Raw genomic sequence first — 25,719 nt, forward strand, 5'->3', positions numbered from 1 at the left:
TCGCTCCTCGTCGCTCAGCACAATCTCAGGGGCAACTCGCACTTGCACTCTCCACTCTTCGTCCTCGTAGAGTGTTGGAACGATGGATTTCATATAAGTTCCATCAAGAATAGAACAGTACACTAGGTCGTCCGAGGTTAGCGCGGCGTCGAGCAGGGCGCGGTAGGCGTTGGCGCGGGTGGCGGTGTCCGGGGGCGGGGCTGCAGCGCGGGGTGGCGCCGCAGGCCCATGTTGGCCGGGCAGCTTGACCAGCGGTAGCGTGCCGGATTGTCGGTGATCGCCGCGCGCACCGGGTTGAGCTCGATAAAGCGGCTGCAGCGCAGCAGTTGGTCTTCACGTTGACCAGGCCGGCCTTGTATCGGCCCTCCCAAATGTCCCGGTACGGCCATGGAGGCCATTGAACAAGGCTACGTAGTGGCGGCCCAGGCGCTGCATCAGCTTGCACTGTGGGCGGGGTCAGTAGCAGGTGCACGTGATTGGCCATCAGCACGTAAGCATGCAGCGTGCTACCGGAGTGATGCAGTGCATCGCGCAGCAGCTGCAGGTAGCGCAGGCGGTCGCCATCATCCAGGAAGCACGGTAGCCGGTTGTTGCCCCGCTGCACCACGTGCTGCGGAATCCCGGGGAGCGCAATGCGGGGGAGACGGGCCATGGCATCAGCATCGGCGTCGCCGATCAGCCGTTCTGTCAGGGCGTGCCACGTCCTGGCGTGCGTCCCTGCCGCATCCGGCTGTAGGAAAAGTGAACCTGACCCCGTTCGCGCCGATGCGCCATTCGCCCAGGTCGGTGCCGGCATTGGCCCCGATGCGCCCGGCCTGCGCCAGCGCCCCGGCCGCGGTCGCAGCGGTGATCGGCACGATGATCCGGGGCATGCCTTCGCCGATCACCACGCCCTTGACGGCGATGGTGCGCACGGCGGGAACGGTGATGGCGTCGGTCATGTCATGGCTGCGGCAGCAAAGGTGGCAGCGACCATCATCGCAGGCGCGCGCGGTGGGCGCGCGCGGTTGCCTGGCGGGCTCTTCAGGCGAACTGATGGACGCATGAGGTGCAGGCATCCAGGGGCGACATGACGCCCGTACCCGCTACCCGCCGCGCGCCTTGGCCAAGGCCGCGGCCAGGGCGTTGTCGGCCGGTGGTGCGGTCGGCCTGGGCGGGCGGGCGTTGCCGCCGCTGCCGGGACGCGCGCCACGCGCATTGCCCGGGTTGCCGTTGCCGCGCGCAGCGACGCCGCGCTCCTCGCGTGCGGACGGCGCGCCGGGCACATCGTCCAGGCGGCGGGTCAGGGCGATGCGCTTGCGCGCCACATCCACCTCCAGCACCTTGACCTTGACGATGTCGCCGGCCTTGACCACATCGCGCGGGTCCTTGACGTAGCGGTCCGACAGCGCCGAGATGTGCACCAGCCCGTCCTGATGCACGCCGATGTCGACGAATGCGCCGAAGGCGGCCACGTTGCTGACCACCCCTTCCAGGATCATGCCTTCGCGCAGGTCCTTGATGTCCTCCACACCCTCGGCAAAGCGCGCGGCCTTGAACTCCGGGCGCGGGTCGCGGCCGGGTTTTTCCAGCTCCTTGAGGATGTCGCGCACGGTGGGCAGGCCGAACTTCTCGTCGGTCAGGCGCTCGGCCTTGAGGCTGCGCAGGAACGCGGTGTCGCCGATGATCTGCTTGATGCCGCGGCCGTTGGCCTGGCTGAGGATGCGCTCGACCACCGGATAGGCTTCCGGATGCACCGCCGAGGCATCCAGCGGCTGCTCGCCATCGGCGATGCGCAGGAACCCGGCGCACTGCTCGAAGGTCTTCTCGCCCAGGCGCGGCACCTTGAGCAGCTCCTTGCGGCTCCTGAAGGCGCCGTGCTGGTCGCGATAGCCCACGATGTTTTCGGCCACGGTCGAAGACAGGCCCGACACGCGCGTGAGCAGCGCCGCCGAGGCGGTGTTGACGTCCACCCCGACCGCATTGACGCAGTCCTCGACCCTGGCATCGAGTGCGCGCGCCAGCCGGAACTGGTCCACGTCGTGCTGGTACTGGCCCACGCCGATGGCTTTGGGTTCGATCTTGACCAGCTCGGCCAGAGGGTCCTGCAGGCGCCGGGCGATGGAGACCGCGCCGCGGATCGACACGTCCAGGTCCGGAAATTCCCTGGCCGCGGTTTCCGAAGCCGAATACACCGAGGCGCCGGCTTCGCTGACCACGATCTTCTGCAGCTTGGGGTTGTTGCAGGCCTTGATCACCTCGGCGGCCAGCCTGTCGGTCTCGCGGCTGGCGGTGCCGTTGCCGATCGCGATCAGGGCCACCTCATGCTGCGCGCACAGGCGCTTGAGCGTGTGCAGCGACTGCTCCCACTGGCGTTTGGGTTCGTGCGGATAGATGGTGTCGGTGGCCACCAGCTTGCCGGTGGCATCGACCACGGCGACCTTGCAGCCGGTGCGGATGCCAGGGTCCAGGCCCAGCACCACGTGCGGGCCGGCCGGCGCGGCCAACAGCAGGTCCTTGAGGTTGTCGCCGAAGACGGTGATCGCCTCGCCTTCGGCTTTCTCGCGGGCCTGGTTGAACAGGTCCAGCATCAGGTGCAGGTGCAGCTTGGCACGCCAGGCCAGGCGGCAGGCCTGCAAGAGCCAGGCATCGGCGGCGCGGCCCTGCGCGGCGATGCCGGCGGCCAGGGCGATGCGGCCTTCGGCATAGGCGTTGCCGGCCTCGGGGTCGGCACCCGGTTGGAGTTCGAGCTGGATGACCTCCTCGCGGCGCGCACGAAACAGGGCCAGCAACCGGTGAGAAGGAATCTTCGACAGCGCTTCGCTGTGGTCGAAATAGTCGCGGTACTTGGCCCCGGCTTGCTGCTTGCCGTCGATCACCCGGGCCCGCAGCACGCCTTCGGACTCCAGCCAGCTGCGCAGCTGACCCAGCAGCGCGGCGTCCTCGCCCCAGCGCTCGATCAGGATCGCGCGCGCGCCTTCGAGCGCGGCCCTGGCATCGGCCACGCCCTTGTCGGCATCGACGAAGCCGGCGGCAAAGTCTTCAGGCACGCGGGTGGGGTCCTGCAGCAGGCCATCGGCCAGCGGCTCCAGGCCGGCTTCGCGCGCGATCTGGGCGCGGGTGCGGCGCCTGGGCTTGTACGGCAGGTACAGGTCCTCCAGCCGCGACTTGCTGTCGGCGGCCAGCAGCTCGCCGCGCAACTCTTCGGTGAGCTTGCCCTGTTCGGCGATGCTGGACAGGATCGCGGCGCGGCGCTCTTCCAGTTCGCGCAGGTAGGCCAGGCGTGTTTCCAGGGTGCGCAGCTGGGTGTCGTCCAGGCCGCCGGTGACTTCCTTGCGGTAGCGGGCGATGAACGGCACGGTGGCCCCTTCGTCCAGCAACGCGATGGCGGCCAGCGCCTGGGGGGCCTGGGCGCCGATCTCCTCGGCGATGGTCTGGGCGATCTGGCGCGCGAGCGCGGCGGGCAGTGCTGCCATGCTTGGGATTCAATCGGGACGGCGGAGCCGACGATTGTGGCCCCGATGCGCGGGTGATCCAAGGCGTTGACAAGACCGGTTGCGCCGGGTTGGTGCCGGCCCTCAGGCGTGGCGTCGGCTGGGCAGCAGCGCGGCCACGATGCCCAGCAGCGGCAGGAACGAGATCACCTGGTAGACCCACAAGATGCTGGTGTGATCGGCCAGCACGCCCAGCACCGCCGCGCCCAGTCCGCCCATGCCGAAGGCAAAGCCGAAGAACAGGCCCGAGACGGTGCCGATGCGGTTGGGCATCAGCTCCTGCGCATAGACCAGGATCGCCGAGAACGCCGAGGACAATACGAAGCCGATGATCATCGTCAGCACCGTGGTCCAGCCCAGGCTGGCGTAGGGCAGTGCCAGCGCGAACGGGGCCACGCCCAGGATCGAGGCCCAGATCACCGGTTTGCGGCCGATGCGATCGCCGACCGGTCCACCGATCAGCGTGCCCACCGCCGAAGCCAGCAGGAAGCCGAACAGATGCAGCTGTGCGCTCTGCACCGAGACCTGGAATTTCTGGATCAAATAGAAGGTGTAGTAGCTGCTCAGGCCGGCGATGTAGAAGTACTTGCTGAAGATCAGCACCAGCAGGATCGCCACCACCCAGGCCACGGTGCGAGGCGGCAACGGCGCAATGCCCGGGGCCGCGGCCGGCCTGGGCGCACGGGCGACGCTGGCCAGATGCTGCTGGTACCAGCGGCCGACATAGCTGAGCAGGCCGATCCCGATCAGCGCCGCCCCGGCAAACCACGCCACGCTGGTGCGGCCGTTGGGCACGATCACCGCCGCGGCGATCAGCGGCCCGATCGCGGTGCCGGTATTGCCGCCGACCTGGAACACCGACTGCGACAGCCCGTGGCGCCCGCCCGAGGCCAGCCGCGCGATGCGCGAGGATTCCGGGTGGAAAATGGCCGAGCCGATGCCGACCAGCATCGCCGCGGCCAGCACCAGCACAAAGCTGGGCGCGTAGGCCAGCAGCAGCAGGCCGCACAGGGTGGAGGCCATGCCCATCGGCAGCGAATACGGCGCCGGCCTGCGGTCGGTACGCAGCCCGATCAGCGGCTGGAACAGCGAGGCGGTGAGCTGGTAGGTCAGGGTGATCAGGCCGACCTGGGCGAAGCTGAGCTGGAACTGGCCCTTGAGGATCGGATACAGCGCCAGGATCAGCGACTGCATCATGTCGTTGACCAGGTGCGAGCCGGTGATGGCGGCCAGGATGCCGACGGCGACGGGGCGCCTGCTGACGGCGGCAGCCAGGGAAGGGGGGGTCGTGGTGGTCGTGGTGGTCGTGGTGGACATGGCGATCGGGGCAGCAAGCACGGGCGGCGCGGACAGGACACATGATAGGGTGCGCCGATTCGCCCTCCTGCGCGCTCCGGTCATGACCCTTTCCGGGCGCAGGCCATGCCCGGTGGCGGCCACGCCACGCGCCAGGCTGTGATCACAGCGTGTTCCGGTTCTGGGCCTTCATCATCATCGCCGTGATCCTGTTGGTGCCGGGCGTGACGGTGTTCAGGAAAGCCACCGGAGGCCAGGCAAGCCGGCGCGCGGCATGGATCGAGCACCGGTGCCAGGTGAGCGGGGATTCCAGCGCAACCCTACCCGGCCTGGCCCCTGGCAAAGGCATACACCCCATAGGAAATGGCGACCACGGCGGTCAGCCCTGCCGGAAAAAACAGGGCACGATAGCCAAACGCATGGAAGGCGAAGGTGCCGAGAATGCCGCCGCACAGGAAGCCGGAAATGACCAGCAGACAAAGCGTCAGGCGCCGGATGTCCACCGGCAGGCCGCGCAGGGCATGGCCGAGGAAGATGCCCAGATCAGTGAACATGCCCGAGACATGCGTGGTCCTGACGACCGCGCCGCTGTAGGTGCTGACCATCGCGTTCTGCAGCCCGCAGGCACAGGCCGCCGCGTACATGCCGTAGGCGCTGTTGAGCTGCAGCAGCGGGACCGAGGCAAACAGCAGCAGCGACACCAGCAGCAGGGCCACGCCATAGCGGCGGCCCAGCTGCAGGGTGCTGTCCTGGATCAGGAACCCGCTGAGCGTGCTGCCGGCCACGAAGGCGCCGATGAGCAATGCGAAGTGAAGGACACCGGCAAGGTCATGCGCGGCCAGCGCCTCGCCGAGCAGGCTCGTGTTGCCGGTCAGATGGGAGATGGCCTGGTGCTCGAAACCCAGCAGCCCCACCACGTTGACCATGCCGGCGATGGCGGCGAGCACCCAGGCGCCAGTCCACACCCATCGAGGAAGTCTTGAAATCATCGTTCCCGCACAATGCCCTGAGGCGCTCCAGCAGCCTGATCAGACCGGCCCGCCAGGGCCGGTGCCACGTGGATGATCGTCGTCCGCCACCCTCGGTCCACAGGCCCAGCAGCGGCTTGCCTGTGGTGAGTCTCTCGCATTCCCGGTCCAGTTGCCCGTCCTGCGCGGACAACGCCGCGCGAAAGGCCTGCCGATCAACGACGGCGCTGGTGGCCGGAGCAAGCGCGCTGCGGTGTGCCGGCCCGGCTATTTTTCCGTGCGCCAGTTGATCGACCCGCGGGTCTCGATCGTGGAGGACTCCACTTCGGCGGTGAAGCCCTTGCGCATCAGGTATCTGAGGGTCACCACGGTGCCGCTGCCGATCATCGACACGCCGTAGCTGGCGTAGAGCTTGGGCGAAAGGTACTTGCCGACACCGAACACCGAACTGCCCATGGTGCGCGATTCCAGCACCCCGGCGTCGTCCAGGCCGATCCGGGCGCCCAGCTGCGAGGCGAGCAGGCCGGCGCCGGCCGACAGCGCCGAGGACGCCGCGCTGACCTGCTGGGTTTCCCGGCTGTTGGCGGTGCTCAACGGGCGGCCCAGCACCAGGTAGGCCAGCGCGTCGGATTCGGAGGTTTCCGGACTGGACCAGACCCGGGCGCGCGGCGAACTGGCCCGGCCGCTGACGTCGATGCCGGCGGTCACCCCGGCGCTGGCCACTTCGCGTTCGGCGCGGATGTCGATGTTGGGATCGGACACATCGTCGTTGCTCCAGGTGAGCTGGCCGCGGCTGATGTTCAATTTCTGTCCATAGGCGGTGTAGCGGCCATCCACGTCCAGCTGGCCGGTGGCCGCCATTGCCCGGCCGGGGCGTGAGTGCACGCTCATCTGGCCCTGCAGCGAGCCTTCCAGGCCGAACCCGTTGAGCTCGACCGCCTCGCCCAGGCTGATCGCCAGGTCCAGCTGCAGCCGCGAGCTGCCGCCGGCTTCCGGATCGGCCGGGTCCAGCACCACCACGTCCTCGGAGGTGGACACCCCTTCGCTGAGTTTTTCCAGGTTGATGCTGGCGCTGGGCACGTGGATCTTGCCGCCGACCCCCAGGACCAGGCCATGCAGGGCGATGGTCATGTCCGGGGCGACCACCGCACGCAGCTCGGTGGTGTCCGAGACCAGGAAATCCTCGCCGCGCACGTTCAGCAGCAGCGGCTCGTCGCCCCCCTGCCAGCCCAGCGAGCCGTCGATGGCCAGCGTTCCGCCGGTGGCCTGACTGCCGGTGGCCGACTGCGACTTCATGCTGCCGGTGATCCGGGCGCTGCCGTCGTCCAGCGCGGTCAGCTGCGCGCGGCCTTCGACCAGGGTGATGCCCAGCGCAGGCAGCTCGCCGGTGAAGTCGGCCAGCTCGGCCTCGCCACTGAGCAGCGGCGTGCCGCGGGTGCCGGCGATGCCGATGTGGCCTTTCAGCTTGCCCTGCGGACGCACCAGGTCCGGCGAGAACAGCTCCAGCCAGAACAGCCGGTCGTTGTACAGATATACGTCCCCCTGGAGCGGGGCGAACGCCTCCCAGCCGGTGGTGAACTTGGCATCGATGAAGCCATTGCCGGCAAAACCGGTGCCCAGGCGCGCCTGGATCCGCTGCGGGGTCAGGTCCAGGTCGATGCTGAAGTGGTCGTAGCGGATGATCTCGCCGCGCGCCTTGCTGCCCATCTTCAGGCCGCCGTCCATCGACGCCAGATGGACCTGGCCCTGCCAGGCGTTGCCCTGCGGCCTGAGCTGGGCCTCCAGGGTCAGCTCGCCGCGCAGGATCAGCGCGCGACCATCCTGCTGCGGCAGCCACGGCTGCACCAGGGCCAGCGGCAGTCTGTCCGAGCGCGCGCGCAGGCCATTGCGCGGCCAATCGGCCGACACGCACAGGGTGCCGCCATCGCCGCCGGCCAGGCAGCTGTCGGACAGGGTGAAGGCGCCGCCCTGCTGGGCGAAACGCGCGGCCTGGGTCAGCGCCCAGGCATCGCCCCTGGACGGCACGATGCGCAAGGTCTGCAGCACGCCGGACCAGTTGCCGGCCTGCTGCTGCGCGGTGCCGGCGACGGTGAGCGAGGCCATCGCGCTGTTGGCCTGTACGTTGAGCTGCAGGTCCTGCACCGCGCCGCGCGCCTGGACGCTGAGCGTGTCCAGCAGCAGACCGGCCCGCACGCCGCTGCCGCGCAGGGCCAGCTCGCCACCGGTGCCACGCCAGGGCAGGCGGCCGCGCAGGCTGAATTCCCTGGCCTGGTAGGTGCTGTAGCTGAGCGCACTGCCGGACAGGTCGGCGTCGATGGTCGGCGCGTTGCGCGGCCCGCTCAGCTTGAGCGTGCCGGACGCCGTGCCGGTGGCCGCGGGCAGCAGGTCGGCCAGTTGCAGGGGCGCGAGCCTGGCTTCGATGTCCAGGGTGTCGGCGACCTTGCCCTGCACCTGCACATGGCTGGCGCCCACGGTCAGGTCCAGCACGCCGTCGCCGTCGACCCCATGCAGGTTGAAGCGGCCGCTGCCGGCCAGCTTGCGTCCGCGCAGGCTGCCGCCCAGCTGTGGAATGTCCAGCGCCGCGTCCAGGCCGGTGCCCTGGCCGGCGGCCGGATCGCGCTGGGCGCCGGTGCTGGCCAGCCTGCCGGTGACCGCGCCGTCCCAGCCGGCGGCGAAATAGCCCGGATCGAACTCCTTGAGGTTGGCCTGCACGTCCCAGGACAGCCGCGGCGCCCAGGCAAGCTGGCCGGTGACCTCCAGCGCGCCGGCCGGGGTGGTCGCCTTGAAGGTCTTCAGCAGCACGCCTTGCAGATCGCCGCGGCCGTCGAAATCGACCCTGGCGCTGTCCTGGCCGCGGGCCAGATCGGCCTTGCCGATCGCCACCCAGCGGGCCTTGCGCCCGGCCACGCCCAGATCGGCATTGGCATCGATGCGCTGCTCGCCCTGGCCCCACTTCAGGTCGCGCGCGTTGACGGCGAACTTGAAGCGCGGGTCCTGGGTGTCGGTGAAGTCGGCGTGGCCGCGCAAGGTGAGCCGGCCGCCCAGCAGCTGCACGGCCAGCGGCTGCACGGTCAGGGTCTGGCCGTCAATGCGCACGTGTGAGGGCTCGATCACCACCAGCGCATCGCCGCGCCTGGCCTGGCCGCTGATGGCCGCGCCGCCCTCGGTGCCACTGGCCTGCAGGTCGAACGCCAGTGGCGGGTCCTCGGCCGTGCCCACGCCCAACAGCGACAGGTCCAGGCGCTGGGCAGTCGCGCGCAGGGCCCAGTCCGGCCTGCTCGCCCCGCGCACGTCCAGGTTGAGTTGCACCGGCGCCGGAGCGTGGCCCCCGATGGCCACTTCCATGTGGGCAACGTCGCCGCGGGCGACCAGGCCCAGCCGCGCCGGGGTGCGTCCGCGCGCGGCGGGGAAGCCGGCCGAGACGGTCAGGTCGGTCTGGTACCCGTCGCCCGGCCGGTAATGGCCATCCACCGAGAAATTGCCCAGGGTGCTGCGCAGCTTGAGCGCGCTGGCCTGGACATAGCCGTCGCCGATGTCGATGGCGCCGCGCGCGCTGCTCACCTGGACCACCGTCTGGCCGGCCGAGGTATAGCGCAAGCCGTCCACCACCAAGGCGTCGGCCTGGATGTCCAGCGGCAGTTCTATCTGCGGCAGCACCTCGGGCCAGCGCGGCAGCTCGATGGGTTGGTCGGGACCGGGCGGGATGTCCAGCACCGCCGTTTCCACCTCCAGCGTGTCAAGGCGCAGGCGCTTGCCCAGCAGCGGGCGCAAATCCGGATCCAGGGTCACCCGCCTGGCGGTGAAGTCGATGTCTCCCAGGTGGAAATGCACGTCGCGCAGGGTCAGTGGGCCGGCCAGCGGACCTTCGGCGCTGCTGTAGGTGAAGGTGGAACCGGCCGGCAGGCGCGCGATGATCTGGGCCAGCAGCACGTCGCGTCCGGCCACGGTCTGCGCCAGCCAGTACAGCGCCACCAGCAAACTGGCCACCAGCACGCCGATGCCGAGCGCGCTGCGCACGGCCAGGGTGCGCACCCGTGCACGGCGCCTGGCCCGCAACTGCGCGATGCGCGCTTCGCGCTCCTCCGGCGACAGCTCGCCCGGGCGCCGGCTCACAGCGCCACTCCGATGCTCAGGTACAGCTGCACGATCGAATCGGCGTCATCAAGGCCATGGGCGATGTCGACGCGGACCGGGCCGATCGGTGACTTGTAACGCACGCCGATGCCGACACCGGTCCTGAAGTCCGGCGAGTCGTTGTAGGCGGTGCCGCTGTCGACGAAGATCGCCCCGCCGAACGGGCCACCTTTGTAGTAGTGCTCGTACTCGACGCTGCCGGTGACCAGCTTGTTGCCGCCCACCGAATATTGGCCGCCGGTGGTGCGCACGCGCGGGCCGACCTCGCGGTACTGGTAGCCGCGGATGCTGTTGTCGCCGCCGGCGTAGAAGCGCAGGCTCGGCGGCAGCGCATCCTGCGAGCCGGCCGAGGTGTAGCCCAGTTCGCCGCGCACGATCAGCCGGTCGTTCAGGCCCAGGCCCTTGTACCAGCGCCCGGCAAGGTGGATCTGGCTGAAATCGGTGTCCGAACCAACGCCGTTCAACCCGCCGCGCACGGCCATGTTGGCGTTCAGGCCGCTGCGCGGGAACAGCCGGTCGTCCACGTTGATGTACTGCGCTTCCATCTGCGGATACACGTAGGTGGCATAGCGGTAGGGCGCGGCGGCCTCGGCGCCGTCGCCGTCCTCGTCGGCCAGCTGGAACAGCCAGCGCTCGCGCAGCGCGTGGACCGAGGCGGTGAGCGTCCAGTTCTCGTTGAGCTGGCCGCTGCGGCTGCCGATCAGTTCGATCCGGCGGGCGTCGATGTAGTCGGTCTGTTCCTCGTACAGCTGGGCGGCGGCGGTGTACCAGCCGTCGAGCCAGGCGAAGGCCGGAATCCTGTAGCTGGTGGTCAACGCCTTGCGGTTCTGTGCGTAGTCCAGCAGCGTCTTGAGCTTGTGCCCGCGCCTGTTGAGGTAGCGTCGCTCCACGCCGGCCAGGAAACCGGCGCCGTATTCGGTACCGTAGCTCAGGCCGTACTGGTAGATGGTGCGCGGGGCCAGCTTGAGGTTGACCTCGATCGGCACGCGTCCGTCCACCGCCGCATCGGGGTTGGGCTCGATGCCGATGCTGCTGAAGTAGTCCAGCGCCACCAGCGACTGGCGCAGGCGGTCCAGCTTGCCCTGGTGGTAATAACTGCCCTCCTCCCAGTACACCAGCTGGTTGAGCAGCCCCGGGCGGAAGTAGTCCTGGTGGAAGATGGTCGGCCCCATGTCGTAGCGGATGCCGCTGATCCAGGACAGCTGGATGTCGGCGGCATGCTCGGCGCGGGTGATGGCGACCCGGCGCTGCTGGAAATCGGCGTCCAGGTAGCCGCGCTCGGCCAGCCGGCGCACGATCCGAAGCTTGCTGGCCTCGTAGGTCTGGTGGTCGAACACCTGGCCCACGCCTGGCGTGAATTCCTTCAGGTCCCGGGCCAGGTAGCGGTCATCGTGGCCCTGGCCATCGATGTGGATGTCGGCCTGGCGCACGCGCACCGGTTCGCCGGGGCTCACCGTGACGGTGACGGTCATGTGCTCTGCAGGCGACCGCGGCCGCGTGGACCTGGCGCCGGCCGCATTGGCCGCGCCGGCCGCCTGCCGGGCGACGGCGCCTTTGCCGGCATCGGCAGGAACATCGGCCGGGGCGGTGACGGTGGTGATCTTGCCATCGGCATCGCCGCCATCGCGCTGCACTTGGCCCGCTGCGTCCTCGTCCGCGTCATCCTGATCCTGCTGCTGTGCAGGGGCGCCGCTGGCGGCCTCGGCGCCACTGCCGGTGACCTCGGCATCGCGCCGGCTGGAGGTCACCTCCACCGTCGGCGAGTAGTAGCCGAACGGCTCCAGCGCAGCGGCGGCCTGGTCCCGAGTCCGCTCCAACAGGTATTCCAGGCGCGCCTCGCCCAGGCGCCGGCCCAGTGCGTCATTGAGGGTCAGCGCCACCCGGATGTTCTCGGCCATCGCCCGCTGGACCTCGTCGTTCTCATCCAGGCCCTTGATCTGAACCTGGTCGACGATCACCGCTGCGAACGACACCGCGGGCATCAACAGCATCGCGGCGATGGCGAGCGGGGCAAGGACGCGCATGGCCGCAGCATACCCGGGGCCCGCGCCGGGACGGGTTAAGCGGTCATGACGTTGCGCATCCCTGCGCGCAGGACTCATGCAGACAGCTGGGCGATGTCGGCCACCGCGCCGAAGCGGCCATGCAGGCGCTGCAGCAGGGCCAGGCGGTTGCCGCGCACGGCCGGATCTTCGGCATTGACCATCACCCCATCGAAGAACGCATCCACCGCTTCGCGCACCAGCGCCAGGCGCGAGAGCACCTGCACGTAGTCGCGCTGGTGCAGGGCGATGTCGGTGTCGCCGATGGCCGCCTCCACCGCCTCGGCCAGCGCGGCCTCGGCCGGATGCTCCAGCAGGCCGCGGTGGATGTGATCGGGGATCGCAAAGCCTTCGGCCTGCGCCTTCCTGAGGATGTTGCCGATGCGCTTGTTGGCCGCGGCCAGGGCCGCAGCCTCGGGCAGCGCGGCAAAGTTGCCGATGGCCTCGATGCGGCGGTCGAAGTCGTACAGCGAAGCGGGCTTCAACTCGGCCACGGCGTTGAACTGGGTCGCACTCACGCCCCTGTCGGCGTAGTAGCCACGCAGGCGATCGACCACAAAATCGAACAGCTCCAGGGCCAGGCGTTCGATCTGCCGGTCGGCGCCTGGCTGCACCTCGGGCGGCAGCAACCTGATCGCCTGCTCGAACAAGTCGCGCAGGTCCAGATCAAACCCGCTCTCGATGATCGTGCGCGCCAGGCCCAGGGCATTGCGCCGCAGCGCGAACGGATCCTTGTTGCCGGTCGGCTTCAGCCCAGCGGCGAACCCACCGGCCAGCGTGTCGGCGCGTTCGGCAATGGCCAGCACCTTGCCCAGCGGCGACAGGGCGATGTCATCACCGGCAAAACGCGGCTGGTAGCTCTCGTCGATGGCCAGCGCGACCGCGGCCGGCTCGCCCGCGGCGATGGCGTAATGGCGGCCGGCGATGCCCTGCAGCTCGGGGAATTCATTGACCATGCGCGACTGCAGGTCGTTCTTGGCAAGACGCGCTGCGCACCGCGCCTGTTCGGCATCGGCGCCCACCCTGGCGGCGATGGTCGCGGCCAGCGCGGCCACCCGCTCGACCTTGTCGGCCACGCTGCCCAGCCTGGCCTGGTAGGTCACGGTCTTCAGGCCCTCGCCCATCGACGCCAGGCCCTGCTTGAGGTCCTCATCGAAGAAGAACCTGGCATCGGCAAAACGCGGACGGATCACGCGCTCGTAGCCGGCGCGCACCTGCGCCGGATCGCGCGACTCGATGTTGGCGATGCCGATGAAGTGCTCGGTCAACCTGCCATCGCGCAGCACCGGGAAGAACTTCTGGTTGACCTCCATCGTCTCGATCAGCGCTTCCTGCGGCACGGCCAGAAAGTCCGACTCGAAACTGCAGGCGATCGCGTGGGGCCATTCGGTCAGGCAGACCACCTGCTCCAGGTTGTCGTCGGTGATGCGCGCATCACCGCCCACGCTGCGCGCGGCGGCCTGCACCTGCTCGATGATGCGGGCGCGGCGCTGCTGCGGATCGACCAGCACGTGCGCGGCGGCCAGCGCCTCAACGTAGTCGTTCGGCGCGCCGATCCACACCGGCTTGTCGTGTTCGAAACGATGGCCGCGGCTGATGCGGTTGGAAGTGATGCCCATCAGCGGCATCTGGATCACCGCATCGCCCAGCAGCACCACCAGCCACTGCACCGGACGGGCGAAGGCGTAGTCGTGGTCGCCCCAGCGCATCGGCTTGGGGATCGGCATGGCCGCGATCGCTTCGATGATCACCTCCGGCAACAGCTCGGCGGTGCGCGCGCCCGGCTTGACCGCGCGATGGACGAAGCGCTCGCCCTTGGCGTCGGTGACACGCGCCAGCTGGGTCCATTCAACCCCGGCCTTGGCGGCGAATCCGCGCAGGGCCTTGGTCGGCTGGCCCTCTGCGTCCAACGCGATGTTGAGGTAGGGGCCAAACACCTCGCTGGCCTGCTCGGGCTGCTCGGCCGACACCCCCGGCAGCAACACCGCCAGCCGGCGCGGGGTGAACAGCGGGCGCGCATCGGTGGCATCGACGGCCACGCCGCGCCTTTCCAGCCCGGACTTGATGCCATCGAACAGCGCATCGGCCAGCCCCGGCAGCGCCTTGACCGGCAGCTCTTCGGTGCCCAGTTCGATCAGCAGGGGAAGTTGTTGGGTCATTTCAGCTCAACCTTGGCTTGTTCCCTTCTCCCCCCGGGAGAAGGTGCCCCGAAGGGGCGGATGAGGGGACGGGGCGAAGCCCTTATGGGGTTTGGATCCAGGAGGCTTCGCCCCGAACCCTCACCCCAACCCCTCTCCCGGTGGGAGAGGGGCTTGAGCCGGCAGCGCCGCGCCGCTTACGTCGTCGCAGGCGCATCAAACGCCACGTGGAACTGCTGGAACACCGGCAGCACCTCGTAGCGCGCCACGCGTGCGGCCAGCGCCGGGTAGGGCGCAAGATCAAACGGCACCGCATCGGTGGCGAAGGTGCAGCAGCAGGCCACGGTGATGTCGGCCTGGGTCATGCGTTCGCCAACCAGCCAGTCGTGATCTTTGCGCTGGATGCAGTGCGCTTCCAGCGCAGTCAGCGCGCTGTCGATCTGCACGGTGCAGCGTTCAAGCCAGGGCGCGTGCCGCTTGTCTTCGGGGCGGTAGACGCGCTCGTAGACCATCGACACGGCCTTGTCGGCCGCGCCGGTGGCCAGCGCGACCAACTGCAGCGCCTGGCGGCGTTCGATGCCGCTGGCCGGCAGCAGCGCGCGCGCCGCGCCGACGGTTTGGTCCAGGTAATCCAGCACCACCGAGGATTCGAACAGCACTTCCTCGCTGTCCAGCACCAGCGTGGGCACGCGGCCCAGCGGGTTGTATTGGCGGATCTGCGCGGCATCGCGCCCGGTGGACCAGTCGCGGTGTTCGAACGGCAGGCCCAGCACGCCCAGGCTGACCGCCACGCGGCGCACGAACGGCGAATCGAACATGCCGATCAGGATCATGCGGCGGCCTCGACCTTGGCGCGCTTCAGGCCCGGGAAGCCGAGCTTCTCGCGCTGGGCGTAGTAGGCCTTGGCCACCGCCTGGGCCAGCGCGCGCACGCGCAGGATGTAGCGCTGGCGCTCGGTCACGCTGATCGCCCGGCGCGCATCGAGCAGGTTGAAGCAGTGGCTGGCCTTGCAGACCTGCTCGTAGGCCGGCAGCGGCAGCCCGGCCTGGACCAGCGCCTGCGACTCGGCCTCGCAGGCGTCGAAGCGGTGAAACAGCTCGGCGACGTTGGCGTGCTCGAAGTTGTAGCTGCTCTGCTCGACTTCGTTCTGATGGAACACATCGCCGTAGGTCACCGGCGTGCCGTCCGGGCCATAGGTCCAGATCAGGTCGTAGACGTTATCGCAGGCCTGCAGGTACATGCACAGGCGTTCAAGCCCGTAGGTGATCTCGCCCAGCACCGGCCTGCACTCGATGCCGCCGGCCTGCTGGAAATAGGTGAACTGGGTGACCTCCATGCCGTTTAGCCACACTTCCCAGCCCAGGCCCCAGGCGCCCAGGGTCGGCGATTCCCAGTTGTCCTCGACAAAGCGCAGGTCGTGCACGCGCGGATCGATGCCCAGCGCCTTGAGCGAATCCAGGTACAGCTGCTGGAGGTTGTCCGGGTTGGGCTTCATCGCCACCTGGTACTGGTAGTAGTGCTGCAGGCGGTTGGGGTTCTGGCCGTAGCGGCCGTCGGTGGGACGGCGGCTGGGCTGGACGTAGGCCGCGTTCCACGGCTCCGGGCCCAGCGCGCGCAGGAAGGTCGCCGGATGGAAGGTGCCGGCGCCCACTTCCAGGTCCAGCGGCTGGACCAGCACGCAGCCCTGCCCGGCCCAGTACTGGTTGAGCGTCTGGATCAGGCCCTGGAACGTCAGGGGCTGGACGGTGGTCGGTGGAGCCGTCGGGACAGTCATGCGGCGGAGGCGGCAAAAGGGGTGGGCTAGTATACGCAGCGTGCTGCGGCCGCCTTCGGCCGCACGAGCCGTTGCCAGGGCCTGGATCTTCGATGGAGCAGCAGCGCAAGGCCGATTTTTCTCCCGATTCCACGGTGCTGGGGCTGGGCCGGCTGGACTTTGCCCAGGTCACCCGCGCGCTGCTGGCCGACGGCCTGGTGGCCGAGGCCGACACCGGCCGCATCCAGATGTCGGCCGCCGGCGCGCGCAGCGCCAGCGAGGTCCATCCGCTGGTGCTGCTGGCCAACCTGAAGCTGGCCGATGCCCGTGGCGGTGAACTGAGCCTGGAACGGCTGACCGAGTGGCTGGCCCTGCGCATCGGCGTGCGCTACCTGCGCGTGGACCCGACCCGGGTGGACGTGGCCAGCGTCACCGCGGTGGTCAGCCAGGCCTACGCGCGCCGGCACCGGATCCTGCCGATCGCGGTCGAGCCGGACCGGGTCCTGATCGCCACCAGCGAGCCGCTGGACACCACCTGGAAGCCGGACCTGACCCACCTGACCCGGCGCAACATCGAGCTGGTCCTGATCAATCCGCTGGACCTGCATCGCTACACGATGGAGTTCTTCGGCGTGACCCGCTCGGTGCGCGGGGCCAAGGACATGCGCGAGCGCGAGCAGGGTTCGGTCATGCCCAGCTTCGAGCAGCTGGTGGACCTGGGAAGCAGTGGCGAGGTCGGCGCCGATGACCACCACGTCGTGCAGATCGTGGACTGGATGCTGCAGTACGCCTACGAGCAGCGCGCCTCGGACATCCACCTGGAGCCGCGGCGCGAACTGGGCCGGATCCGCTTCCGCATCGACGGGGTGCTGCACAAGGTGCTCGAACTGCCGCCGCCGGTGATGACCGCGGTGGTCTCGCGGATCAAGGTGCTGGGCCGGATGGACCTGGCCGAGCGCCGGCGCCCGCAGGACGGCCGGATCAAGACCCGTTCGCCGGGCGGGCGCGAGGTGGAGATGCGCCTGTCGACCATGCCCACCGCCTTCGGCGAGAAGTGCGTGATGCGCATCTTCGACCCGGACACCGCGTTCAAGCCGATCGCCGAACTGGGCTTCAGCCCAACCGAGGCCGCCGGCTGGAATGCGCTGGTGGAGCAGCCGCACGGGATCGTGCTGGTGACCGGGCCGACCGGCTCGGGCAAGACCACCACGCTGTATTCGACCCTGCGCAAGCTGGCCACGGCCGACGTGAACGTATGCAGCGTCGAAGACCCGATCGAAATGATCTCGCCCGAGTTCAACCAGATGCAGGTGCAGACCAACATCGACCTGGATTTCGCCTCCGGCGTGCGCACCCTGCTGCGCCAGGACCCGGACATCATCATGATCGGCGAGATCCGCGACCTGGAGACCGCGCAGATGGCGGTCCAGGCTTCGCTGACCGGCCACCTGGTGCTGTCCACGCTGCACACCAACGACGCGCCCTCGGCCATCACCCGCCTGCTCGACCTGGGCGTGGCCCATTACCTGGTCGCCTCGACCCTGACCGGGGTGCTGGCCCAGCGCCTGGTGCGCACCCTGTGCCCGCACTGCAAGGTGCCCGCCGCGGTGCCGGCGCATGCCTGGGAGATCCTGCTGGAGACCGGCCGCAGCGTGCCCGAGGATGCCCACCCGCAACGCGCGGTTGGCTGCCTGGAATGTCGCCGCACCGGCTACATGGGCCGGGTCGGCCTGTACGAGCTGATGCCGCTGACCCCGCAGCTGCGCAGCATGATCCGCGCCGACATGGATCTGGTCGCCTTCACCCGCGCCGCGCGCATCCAGGGCATGCGTACCCTGCGCGATGCCGGCCTTGACATGGTGGCGCGCGGTCTGACGACCATCGAGGAAGTGGTCTCGGTCCTGCCGCCACGGGAATGAATGCCCCTTTCCTGATCGTCGAAAGCGGCCAGCCGCTGCGCTCGCTCAGGCGCCACGGCGGGTGATTGCCACGGAGCCAAAAGCGGCGGGTCGAGACCCGCCCTACGCGCGCAACGCCGGGTTGTAGGGCGGGTCTTGACCCGCCATCGCAGAAGGCGGCCACGCACGCAAGAGCCAAAAGCGGCGGGTCGAGACCCGCCCTACGCGCAACGCCGGGTTGTAGGGCGGGTCTTGACCCGCCATCGCAGAAGGCGGCCACGCACGCAAGAGCCAAAAGCGGCGGGTCCAGACCCGCCATCGCGCAATGCCGGGTTGTAGGGCGGGTCTTGACCCGCCATCGCAGGAGGCGGCCACGCACACAAGAGCGTCCGGATCCAGCGCGAGGTGACGGCCGCCCCGCAGGCGCGCACACTATTGCGCCGATTCGTGCGCCACGCCCGCCAGGCACGCGCCCGCTGAACCGGCCGCGCCGCGGCCGCTCCGCGCTGTTTTCCCCCGCTGTTTTATCCGGATGTCCCTCGATGTCGACAATCAACAAGGTACCGGCCAGCGCCGGCGCGCAATGGCTGCTGGACGGACTGGCCACCCTGCGCCAGGCACCGCTGCAGCTCGGTGCGCTGGGCGCGCTGTGGGCATTGCTGATGGGCTTCATGCTGGTGCTCTCGCAGGTCCCCGTTTTCGGGACGCTGCTGCAGGCCTTTTTCATGCTGGTTGGACCGGTCCTGTGGGCAGGCGTCCTGGGTGCGGTCCTGAAAGTCAGGGCAGCGCAGCCGATCCGGGCCGGCGACCTGTTTTCCGGATTCCGCAGCGGTCGAATTCCCGACCTGATTGCGACCTTGATTCCGCAGGTGGCGCTGATCGCGGTGATGTTCTTCCTGGTGTGGGCCCTGGTCGGTGGCCCGGAGGAATTGCAACGTGTGCAGGACACGATGAACAAGCTCGAGAGCCAGGCTGCCGCCGGTCAAACGCCGAGCCCGGAACTGCTCCAGACCGTCCCGGTCGCCGAGCTGTTCATCTGCTTCGGCGCCTTCATCCTGGGCATGGTGCTGGTTGCATTGGTGAATTTTGTGTCCGTGCCGGATGTGCTTTTTGGTGGGAGACGCGGTACCCAGGCCATGCTCAACAGCCTCAAGGCCGGGCTTCGGAACCTGCCGGCAGTGATCCTGTTCTACGTGCTGCTCCTGGTGGTGGCCATTCCCCTGATCCTGGTGGTCTCGCTGCTGGGCCAGGCGGTCTCCATGGTGCTGGGGCAGTTCGCAGGCCTGTTTTTCATCAACATGCTGCTGATGGGGGCAATGCTGCCACTGATCGCCGGCTGCGTGAGCAGCGCCTGGCGCCAGATGCTGGGTCAGGCAAGCGAACAAGCCTCGGCAATCCCCCCGCCGCCCTCCCCACCGGACACCTTCGCCGCCTGAGCGCGGCAGGGCCAATGCAGCCGCGCGGACGGTGCTGTGTCATCCGGATCGGCGCAGCGCGCAGATCAACCTGCTCCACGTGGGAGCCGCTTCAGCGGCGATGAAGCATTTCCGGTAAGACCCCTCGCCGCTGAAGCGGCTCCCACGCACAGCGCGCCGGGCTCAGGCCTGGGCGCGCTTGCGCGGCAGCGCCCAGCGGCTGGCCAGGATGCCCAGTTCGTAGAGCAGGCACATCGGCAGGGCCAGCATCAGCTGGGAGACCACGTCCGGCGGGGTGATCACCGCGGCCACGACGAACACGCCCACGATCGCGTAGCCGCGCGACTGCCTGAGCTGCTGCGGAGTGACCAGGCCCAGGGCCACCACGATCACCATCGCCACCGGCAGCTCGAAGCTCAGGCCGAACGCCAGGAAGATCACGATCACAAAATCCAGGTATTTGGCCGGATCCGGCGCCAGGGTCACCACATCGGGGGTGAACAGGGTCAGTGCATGGAACACCGCCGGCAGCACCGCGAAATAGGCAAACGCGCAGCCGACAAAGAACAGCGCGATCGAGGACACCAGCAGCGGCACGGCCAGGCGCTTTTCGTGCCTGTACAGGCCCGGGGCGACGAAGCACCAGGCCTGGTAGATCAGCCACGGCGAGGACACGAACAGGGACAGATAGAAGGCCAGCTTGATCGGTGCGAAGAAGCCCGAGGTCGGATCGGCCGCGATCATCTTCTGGGCCTGGTCCACCGGCAGCGCGGCCAGCAGCGGCATGGCCAGGTGCTCGAAGATGCGCTTGGCGAACGGCACCGCCACCACCAGCACGATCGCCACCCCGGCCATGCCCCGGATCAGCCGCATGCGCAGCTCGATCAGGTGCTCCATCAGGCTGCTTTCGGCCTCCTGGTCAGGCACTGGGGCGTTCATCATCGACATCCTGGTGCGTCGCCGGCGGCATGTGGCCCGGCTCGGGCGCCGCGGCGGCCGTCACGTCGGCGACCGTGTCCTGGCCGGTGCCATGCACCTGGTCGCGGACCTCGTTGAAACCGCGCTCGGCCTGGTCGCGACTACGGCGCATGGCCTGATCGGTGTGGCGCAGGGCTTCCTGGGCCTGGTGCAGGTTGCGCTTGAGTTCCTCGGCGGCCAGTTCGCGTTCCAGCTCGCTCTTGACCGAATCCCACTGGTTGCGCGCCCGGCGCACCCACAGCCCGGCAAAGCGCGCCGCCTTGGGCAGGCGCTCGGGGCCGAGCACCACCAGGGCGACAACGGCGATGACGATCAGTTCGGGAAAGCCGACATCGAACATGGCAGCAGGCGCCCCTCAGGCGGGCGCGTGGGAGGGTGACACGACCCGCCTGGCGATCAGCGGGCGTCGCCGCTGCGCTCGCGCTCGCGTTCCTTGGCGGCCGCCTCATCGGCGCCACGCGCTTCCTCGGACAGGCGCGCGGCCGGCTTGTCCTCCTCACGCATGCCTTTCTTGAATTCCTTCACCGCGCTGCCCAGGTCCTTGGCGCCGCTGGTCAACCGCTTGGTGCCGAACACCAGCAGGACGATGGCCAGAACGATGATCCAGTGCCAGATGCTTAAACCGCCCATGATGCACTCGCCGGGGAAGAATGGACTTTCAGGATAACGCACCGCCCCGGGCCGTGCGGACGCGGATCGGCCCAGGAATCGGCCGTGGCGGCCGATCAGTTCAGTTGTTCGGTGCGCACTTCACCTTCGCCCACCGGCTGGAAGCCCTGCTGCGGCGCCGGCCCGGTGGCTGGCTGGCCGTTGAGCGGCGCGGTTTCCACGGTTGCAGGCGCAGCGGGCAAGGGGCTCGGCGGAGCCGTCGGTCGCCCGGTGGTGACCACCGGGCGGGCGTCGGTGCCGCGGTTGGCACGCGCGCTGGCGGTGGCTTCCTCCAGTTCATCGCGGAAGGACACCACCTGCGCGGTCGGGCGGCCGGCGCGGCCTTCGAAGATCGCGCGCGGGGTGGCGCCGGGTCCGTAGACAGCGGCGTTGGCGTCGTGGTCGATGGACAGCACCGCCCCGTCCAGGGCGACGCCGGCAAACAGGCCGCGCGCGCGCGACCAGGACCAGATCTCGGCCTTGAGCTGGCCGTCGGTGGCGGCCGAGGCATTGCGCCCGACCGGGCCGGCGGCCACCCCGGCATCGGCACCCAGGGTGACCTTGCCGTTGACGATGTTGTTGAGCGAGCGGTCGTTGCGGAACACCAGCACGATGTCCGAGGACTGCACGCCGGCCTGGAAGCCGACGCTGCCGCCGGTGAGCTTGACGAACACCGGCTGCGACCAGGTGCCGTCCGGATTCTTGACCGACATCAGGCCGTGGCCGCTGCGCCCGCCGAACACCAGCCCGACCTTGAGCGAATCGGGGACGACGATGATCGCCTTGCCTTCGTCAAGCAGCTTCTCGGGAATGGATTCCTCCGGGATGCGCTGGATGTCGCGCAGCACGCGCACGGCGTTGCCGGCGCGCGCGTCCTCCTCGGTGCCGGCCAGGGCCTGCAGGGTGGCCAGGCTGGCCAGCATCAGGACGCCCAGGCGAAGCAGGCCGCGACGCGGCGCCAAACGGGACAGGGACATGCAGTCGACTCCGATGATAAGGATGAAGCGTGGCAACGATGGCGGCACGCCGGCATCGCCGCTGACGCCGGCAATGCAACGGCGCGAGCCTATGGATGGCCGGGTGAATCGGCCATGAGTTGCAGGCGCGGCGGCCGGACCATCTGTCATCATGCCAGCCATGTCCGAGCCCAACCCAGCGGCCGCCCCCGCCCTCACCCCTCACCCGCACGCTCCTCCGGCCTTTGCCGGCACCCTGGTCCTGGTCAACCTGGGCACGCCGCAGGCACCGACCGCGCCGGCGGTGCGCGATTACCTGGACGAATTCCTCACCGATCCGCGGGTGGTGTCCATCCCGGGAGTGCTGTGGAAGCCGCTGCTGCGCGGGCTGATCCTGCCGCTGCGCAGCCCCAGGTCGGCCGAGAAGTACGCCAGGATCTGGCTGGAAGGCGGCTCGCCCCTGTCGGTCTATACCCATGGCCTGGCCGCGCAGGTGCATGCCTTGCTGCCCGGCTGGCGGGTGCTGCCGGCGATGCGCTATGGCCAGCCGGCGCTGCGCACCTTGCTGCATCGGCTCCAGGGCGAAGGCGCGCCGCTGCGCGTGCTGCCGCTGTATCCGCAGTATTCGACCACCACCACCGCCTCGGTGCAGGACGTGGTGCGCGAGGTGTTTCCCAACGCCACCGCACCGCAGCTGACCTGGGTGGAGGATTATTCGGATGATCCGGACTGGATTGCCGCGGTGGCTGACTCGATCGCGCAGTGGCGCCAGGCCAATGGCGCCGGTCAGCACCTGCTGTTCTCCTTCCATGGCCTGCCGCAGCGGGTGGCCAACAACGGCGACCCCTACCCGCAGCGCTGCCAGCGCAGCGCCGCGTTGATCGCCCAGGCGCTGGGCCTGGCCGCCGATGCCTGGACCCTGACCTACCAGTCGCGCTTCGGCAAGGAGCGCTGGCTGCAACCGGCCACCGATGCCGAACTCAAGGCCATGGCCGGGCGCGGCCTGCACCTGGTGGACGTGGTCTGCCCGGGGTTTGCAGTGGATTGCCTGGAGACCCTGGAGGAAGTGGGCATGCAGTTCGCCGAGGGCTTCGCCCACGCCGGCGGCACCCTGCGCTATATCCCCTGCCTCAACGACAGCCCCGCCCATGCGCGGGCGCTGGTGGCCATGCTGGAACGCCAGTTCGGCCCGATGCAGGCATGATCCTGGGCGAGTGCGTCCTGCCCGCGGCGCTGGGCGAACTGCACGCGCTGCGCGGCGGCGATCCGGACGGTGCCAAGGTCATCGCCGTGCATGGCTGGCTGGACAACGCCGCCAGCTGGATCCCGCTGCTGGGCCTGCTGCCGCAGCCGCTGGAGGTGCTGGCGCTGGATCTGCCCGGTCAGGGCCGCAGCGCGCACCTGGGACCGGGCGCGGAGTATTCGGCCCACGTGGCCATCAACGCGGTGCTGGATGTGGCCGACGCACTGGGCTGGGAGCGCTTCGCGCTGCTGGGCCATTCGATGGGCGCGGGGATTTCCAGCATGCTCGCGGCGGCCTGCCCGCAGCGCGTGCGCCGGCTGGTGTGCATCGAGGCGCTGGGCGGGCTGGGCGAGGATGCGGCCCACGCGCCGACCCGGATGCGCACGGCGATCGCGGCCGCGCGCGCCGTGCCGCGGCGCGGGCCGCGGGTGTTTCCCAGCCTGGCCGTGCCGGTGCGGGCGCGGATGCAGGTCAACGGCCTGAGTGAAGCCAGCGCCCGGCTGCTGGTCGAACGCGGCGTGCGCGCGGTGGACGGCGGCTGGGTGTGGAGCACCGATCCGCGCCTGGCGCTGCCGTCGCTGTATCGGGCCAGCAACGACCAGGTCGATGCGCTGGTGGCGGCCATCGCGTGCCCGGCGCTGGTGATCCTGGCCGAGCCGGCCCAGCCGTACTTTCCTGAACCCCTGCGCAGCCAGCGCGCCGCGCGCCTGCGCCAGGGCCGCACCGTCGTGCTGCCCGGCCGCCACCACCTGCACATGGACCAGGCCCCGGCCGTGGCCGCGGTGATCGGCCGGTTCCTGGGCGAGGATTGAGCCGGCCGCGGTGCGGCCCGGCAACGCTCAGCCCTGCAACAGCGCGCGCAGCTGCGCCTTGAGCCCCCGGCCCTGGTCGTGGAAGTACGCGCGCTCGGCGCGCCAATCGGGGAAGCGGCATTGCACTTCATGCCAGAACGCGGCCGAGTGGTTGGCCTGGGCCAGGTGGCACAGCTCGTGGACCAGCACGTACTCGAACGCGCGCGGCCGGGCCAGGATCAGCGACAGGTCCAGCGCCATGGCGCCATCGGCGCTCAGCGAGCCCCACTGCGAGGACATCACCTTGAACCGGATCCGGCCCGGCACGCGCGGCAGCCCGGCCAGGTGGCCTGGCATCCAGCGACCGATGTCGGCCCGGCCCTGGGCCTCGTAGAACTCGCGCAGGGCGCGCGCCAGCATCGCCGCGCTGGCGCGCTGTGGCCACTGCAGGTGAATCCCGTCGCCGGCCAGTTCCAGGCGCGTGTAGCGTCCGGGCTGCCAGTGCAACGGCAGCTCCTGTCCGCGCAACGGCAGGGTCGTGGTGACGCCCGGCTGCAATGGCTGCACCGAGGCCGGCACGGCGCTGCGCGCGAGCTGCTCGAGCAGCCAGGGGCGATGCAGTTCGAGGAACCGTTCGCCGGCGCTCAGGCTGGCGCGGACCGGCAGGGTCAGGCGCGCGCCGCGTTCGTCCACGCTCAGGCGGATGCGGCGTGCACGCGGGTCGCGCACGCGCTGGACCTGGATCGGCGCCAGCCCATCGGCGCCGGCCACCAGGACCGTGTCGCGTTCGACACTCTGGGGCGGTTTGGCGATGAGCCGGCGCAGCAACATGCCGCGCATTGTACGGGTGCAGATGGCGCGGGTTTGACGGTTTCCACGCGCCGCTGCCGGCGTGCGCTGGCGCGGCCTACTCGACCTTGCTCAGCTTCAGCGCGCCTTCCAGGACGAAGAACAGCCGGCGCACCTCGGCGCTCATCAGCGCGAAGCGTGCGTCCAGCTCGGCGCGCAGGTCGTCGTTGCCGCCGTTTTCCAGCGCATCCACCGCCCCTTCGAGGAACTTGAGCTTGCGGATGATCAGGTCCTCGCCCAGGACCAAGGACACGTGCTCGTCCAGGATCAACGCCAGCTTGGTGACCTGCTTGCCCGCCTCCAGGTGCTTGTCGATCTCCTCGCAACGCAGCTGCTGGTGCTGGCACTTGACGATGGCGCCGCCGTCGATGGGATCCTTCATCTCGCATTCCTCGCCCAGGCTCAGGCCCTCGGGCAGGGGCTCGCCGGCGATCCAGCCGGTGAGGATCGCGCGTGGCGCCACTTCGGCATTGACCGGCATGGCCGGGAAGCTGCCCATCACCCCGCGCAGCTCGGACACCACGTTCTCGGCGCTCTTGCGCGAGGAGGCGTCCACGGCGATGAAGCCGGCCTTGAGGTCCAGCAGCGCGTCGATGCGCGAGGGCTTGACGAAGGCGCGCGGCAGCAGTTCGTGCAGCAGGTCGTCCTTGAGCCGCTTGCGGGTCTTGCCGCCGGGGCGACGGCCTTCCTTGGCTTCGATTTCGTCCAGCTTGCGTGCCAGCAGGTCGTTGACCACCGCCCCGGGCAGGATCTTGTCCTCGCCGCCGACGCTGACCCAGATCGCGTCCTCGACGCGGTGGCTGGCGACCTGCTCGCTGCGGCCGAACGGATTGATGAAGCCGCGCGAGCTCATTTCCAGCGGGCCGACCGGCTTGAGCGGGGCCTGCGCCAGCTGTGCGTCGAGGTCGGAAAAATCCAGCGAGGTGGGAAAACGGAACAGGGTCAGGTTGCGGAAGAACATGCGGGGGCCAGGTGGGAGGCGCGGCGCGATCCAGGCAGCGTCCGGCGCGGAAGATGGAGCGGGATTATCGCCGCTGGCGTCGCCCCGGACAGCCTTGACAGGGCCGACCGGGAGCGGTCCGGGATCGTCCGCTGACCGGCCGAACGGCCGCACCGCCTCGATCCAGGCCCGATTGC

The 25,719-nt window shown here is 69.4% G+C and carries 20 protein-coding genes; 4 read left to right on the forward strand and 16 right to left on the reverse strand.

Annotation, left to right across the window (positions count from 1 at the left end):
• Positions 1–103: 103 nt before the first annotated feature.
• The 10 genes from D9R12_RS16325 to glyQ all read right to left on the reverse strand — a co-directional run bounded on the left by D9R12_RS16325 (position 104) and on the right by glyQ (position 15,825).
• Positions 104–652: a transposase gene (locus D9R12_RS16325; RefSeq protein WP_244672038.1), complete on the reverse strand. Its 549-nt coding sequence runs from the start codon at positions 650–652 to the stop codon at positions 104–106.
• A gap of 4 nt (positions 653–656) precedes the next feature.
• A complete protein-coding gene (locus D9R12_RS15945) occupies positions 657–941 on the reverse strand; it encodes a hypothetical protein (protein ID WP_210539011.1) in 285 nt (94 codons plus the stop codon).
• Positions 942–1,085: 144 nt separating this feature from the next.
• Positions 1,086–3,455, reverse strand: a complete 2,370-nt coding sequence (locus tag D9R12_RS14570; protein ID WP_122231501.1) for a Tex family protein — start codon at positions 3,453–3,455, stop codon at positions 1,086–1,088.
• Between the two features lie 102 nt (positions 3,456–3,557).
• The gene (locus D9R12_RS14575; protein WP_122231503.1) at positions 3,558–4,790 is read right to left on the reverse strand and encodes an MFS transporter; all 1,233 of its coding nucleotides are present in this window, start codon (positions 4,788–4,790) and stop codon (positions 3,558–3,560) included.
• A 299-nt stretch (positions 4,791–5,089) separates the two neighbouring features.
• Entirely contained in the window at positions 5,090–5,758 is a 669-nt protein-coding gene (locus tag D9R12_RS14580) for a YoaK family protein (protein WP_043290251.1), read from the reverse strand.
• Positions 5,759–6,004: 246 nt separating this feature from the next.
• Positions 6,005–9,802, reverse strand: coding sequence for a translocation/assembly module TamB domain-containing protein (locus D9R12_RS14585; RefSeq protein WP_425479116.1), 3,798 nt, complete (start codon positions 9,800–9,802; stop codon positions 6,005–6,007).
• Between the two features lie 44 nt (positions 9,803–9,846).
• Positions 9,847–11,895 (reverse strand): autotransporter assembly complex protein TamA, encoded by a 2,049-nt coding sequence (locus D9R12_RS14590; RefSeq protein WP_122231507.1) that lies wholly within the window; start codon positions 11,893–11,895, stop codon positions 9,847–9,849.
• A 74-nt stretch (positions 11,896–11,969) separates the two neighbouring features.
• Complete coding sequence (gene glyS / locus D9R12_RS14595) at positions 11,970–14,072, reverse strand: glycine--tRNA ligase subunit beta (RefSeq protein ID WP_122231509.1); 2,103 nt, start codon at positions 14,070–14,072, stop codon at positions 11,970–11,972.
• 176 nt (positions 14,073–14,248) lie between these two features.
• The gene (locus D9R12_RS14605) at positions 14,249–14,884 is read right to left on the reverse strand and encodes a glutathione S-transferase family protein (protein ID WP_122231512.1); all 636 of its coding nucleotides are present in this window, start codon (positions 14,882–14,884) and stop codon (positions 14,249–14,251) included.
• Positions 14,881–15,825, reverse strand: a complete 945-nt coding sequence (glyQ, locus tag D9R12_RS14610; RefSeq protein ID WP_122231514.1) for a glycine--tRNA ligase subunit alpha — start codon at positions 15,823–15,825, stop codon at positions 14,881–14,883. The genes D9R12_RS14605 and glyQ overlap by 4 nt, the downstream gene beginning before the upstream one ends.
• A gap of 92 nt (positions 15,826–15,917) precedes the next feature.
• Here glyQ and D9R12_RS14615 point away from each other — a divergent pair, with 92 nt between their 5' ends.
• Positions 15,918–17,723 (forward strand): GspE/PulE family protein, encoded by a 1,806-nt coding sequence (locus D9R12_RS14615; protein WP_122231516.1) that lies wholly within the window; start codon positions 15,918–15,920, stop codon positions 17,721–17,723.
• Between the two features lie 326 nt (positions 17,724–18,049).
• Positions 18,050–19,138, forward strand: coding sequence for a BPSS1780 family membrane protein (locus tag D9R12_RS14620; RefSeq protein WP_147475108.1), 1,089 nt, complete (start codon positions 18,050–18,052; stop codon positions 19,136–19,138).
• A 162-nt stretch (positions 19,139–19,300) separates the two neighbouring features.
• Here D9R12_RS14620 and tatC read toward each other — a convergent pair whose 3' ends face one another.
• The 4 genes from tatC to D9R12_RS14640 all read right to left on the reverse strand — a co-directional run bounded on the left by tatC (position 19,301) and on the right by D9R12_RS14640 (position 21,720).
• Positions 19,301–20,056, reverse strand: coding sequence for a twin-arginine translocase subunit TatC (tatC, locus tag D9R12_RS14625; protein WP_122231520.1), 756 nt, complete (start codon positions 20,054–20,056; stop codon positions 19,301–19,303).
• A complete protein-coding gene (tatB, locus tag D9R12_RS14630) occupies positions 20,037–20,435 on the reverse strand; it encodes a Sec-independent protein translocase protein TatB (RefSeq protein ID WP_122231522.1) in 399 nt (132 codons plus the stop codon). Before tatB ends, tatC begins: the two co-directional genes overlap by 20 nt.
• Positions 20,436–20,491: 56 nt before the next feature.
• Complete coding sequence (tatA, locus tag D9R12_RS14635) at positions 20,492–20,725, reverse strand: Sec-independent protein translocase subunit TatA (RefSeq protein ID WP_014159125.1); 234 nt, start codon at positions 20,723–20,725, stop codon at positions 20,492–20,494.
• A gap of 95 nt (positions 20,726–20,820) precedes the next feature.
• Entirely contained in the window at positions 20,821–21,720 is a 900-nt protein-coding gene (locus D9R12_RS14640) for a lipid-binding SYLF domain-containing protein (protein ID WP_122231524.1), read from the reverse strand.
• A 160-nt stretch (positions 21,721–21,880) separates the two neighbouring features.
• On the opposite strand from D9R12_RS14640, the gene hemH reads away from it, so the two are divergent.
• The gene (gene hemH / locus D9R12_RS14645; protein WP_014159123.1) at positions 21,881–22,903 is read left to right on the forward strand and encodes a ferrochelatase; all 1,023 of its coding nucleotides are present in this window, start codon (positions 21,881–21,883) and stop codon (positions 22,901–22,903) included.
• On the forward strand, positions 22,900–23,754 hold the full coding sequence (locus D9R12_RS14650) for an alpha/beta fold hydrolase (RefSeq protein WP_014159122.1): 855 nt from the start codon (positions 22,900–22,902) through the stop codon (positions 23,752–23,754). Before hemH ends, D9R12_RS14650 begins: the two co-directional genes overlap by 4 nt.
• 27 nt (positions 23,755–23,781) lie before the next feature.
• Here the strand turns inward: D9R12_RS14650 and D9R12_RS14655 are convergent, their stop codons facing one another.
• Both D9R12_RS14655 and D9R12_RS14660 read right to left on the reverse strand, forming a co-directional pair.
• Positions 23,782–24,564 carry a M48 family metallopeptidase gene (locus D9R12_RS14655; protein WP_122231543.1) on the reverse strand — a complete coding sequence of 261 codons (783 nt, stop codon included), beginning with the start codon at positions 24,562–24,564 and terminating at the stop codon, positions 23,782–23,784.
• Between the two features lie 76 nt (positions 24,565–24,640).
• Positions 24,641–25,543, reverse strand: a complete 903-nt coding sequence (locus D9R12_RS14660) for a recombination-associated protein RdgC (RefSeq protein WP_122231526.1) — start codon at positions 25,541–25,543, stop codon at positions 24,641–24,643.
• Positions 25,544–25,719: the final 176 nt, after the last annotated feature.

The sequence above is a fragment of the Pseudoxanthomonas spadix genome (assembly GCF_003703395.1).
GTDB lineage: Bacteria > Pseudomonadota > Gammaproteobacteria > Xanthomonadales > Xanthomonadaceae > Pseudoxanthomonas_A > Pseudoxanthomonas_A spadix.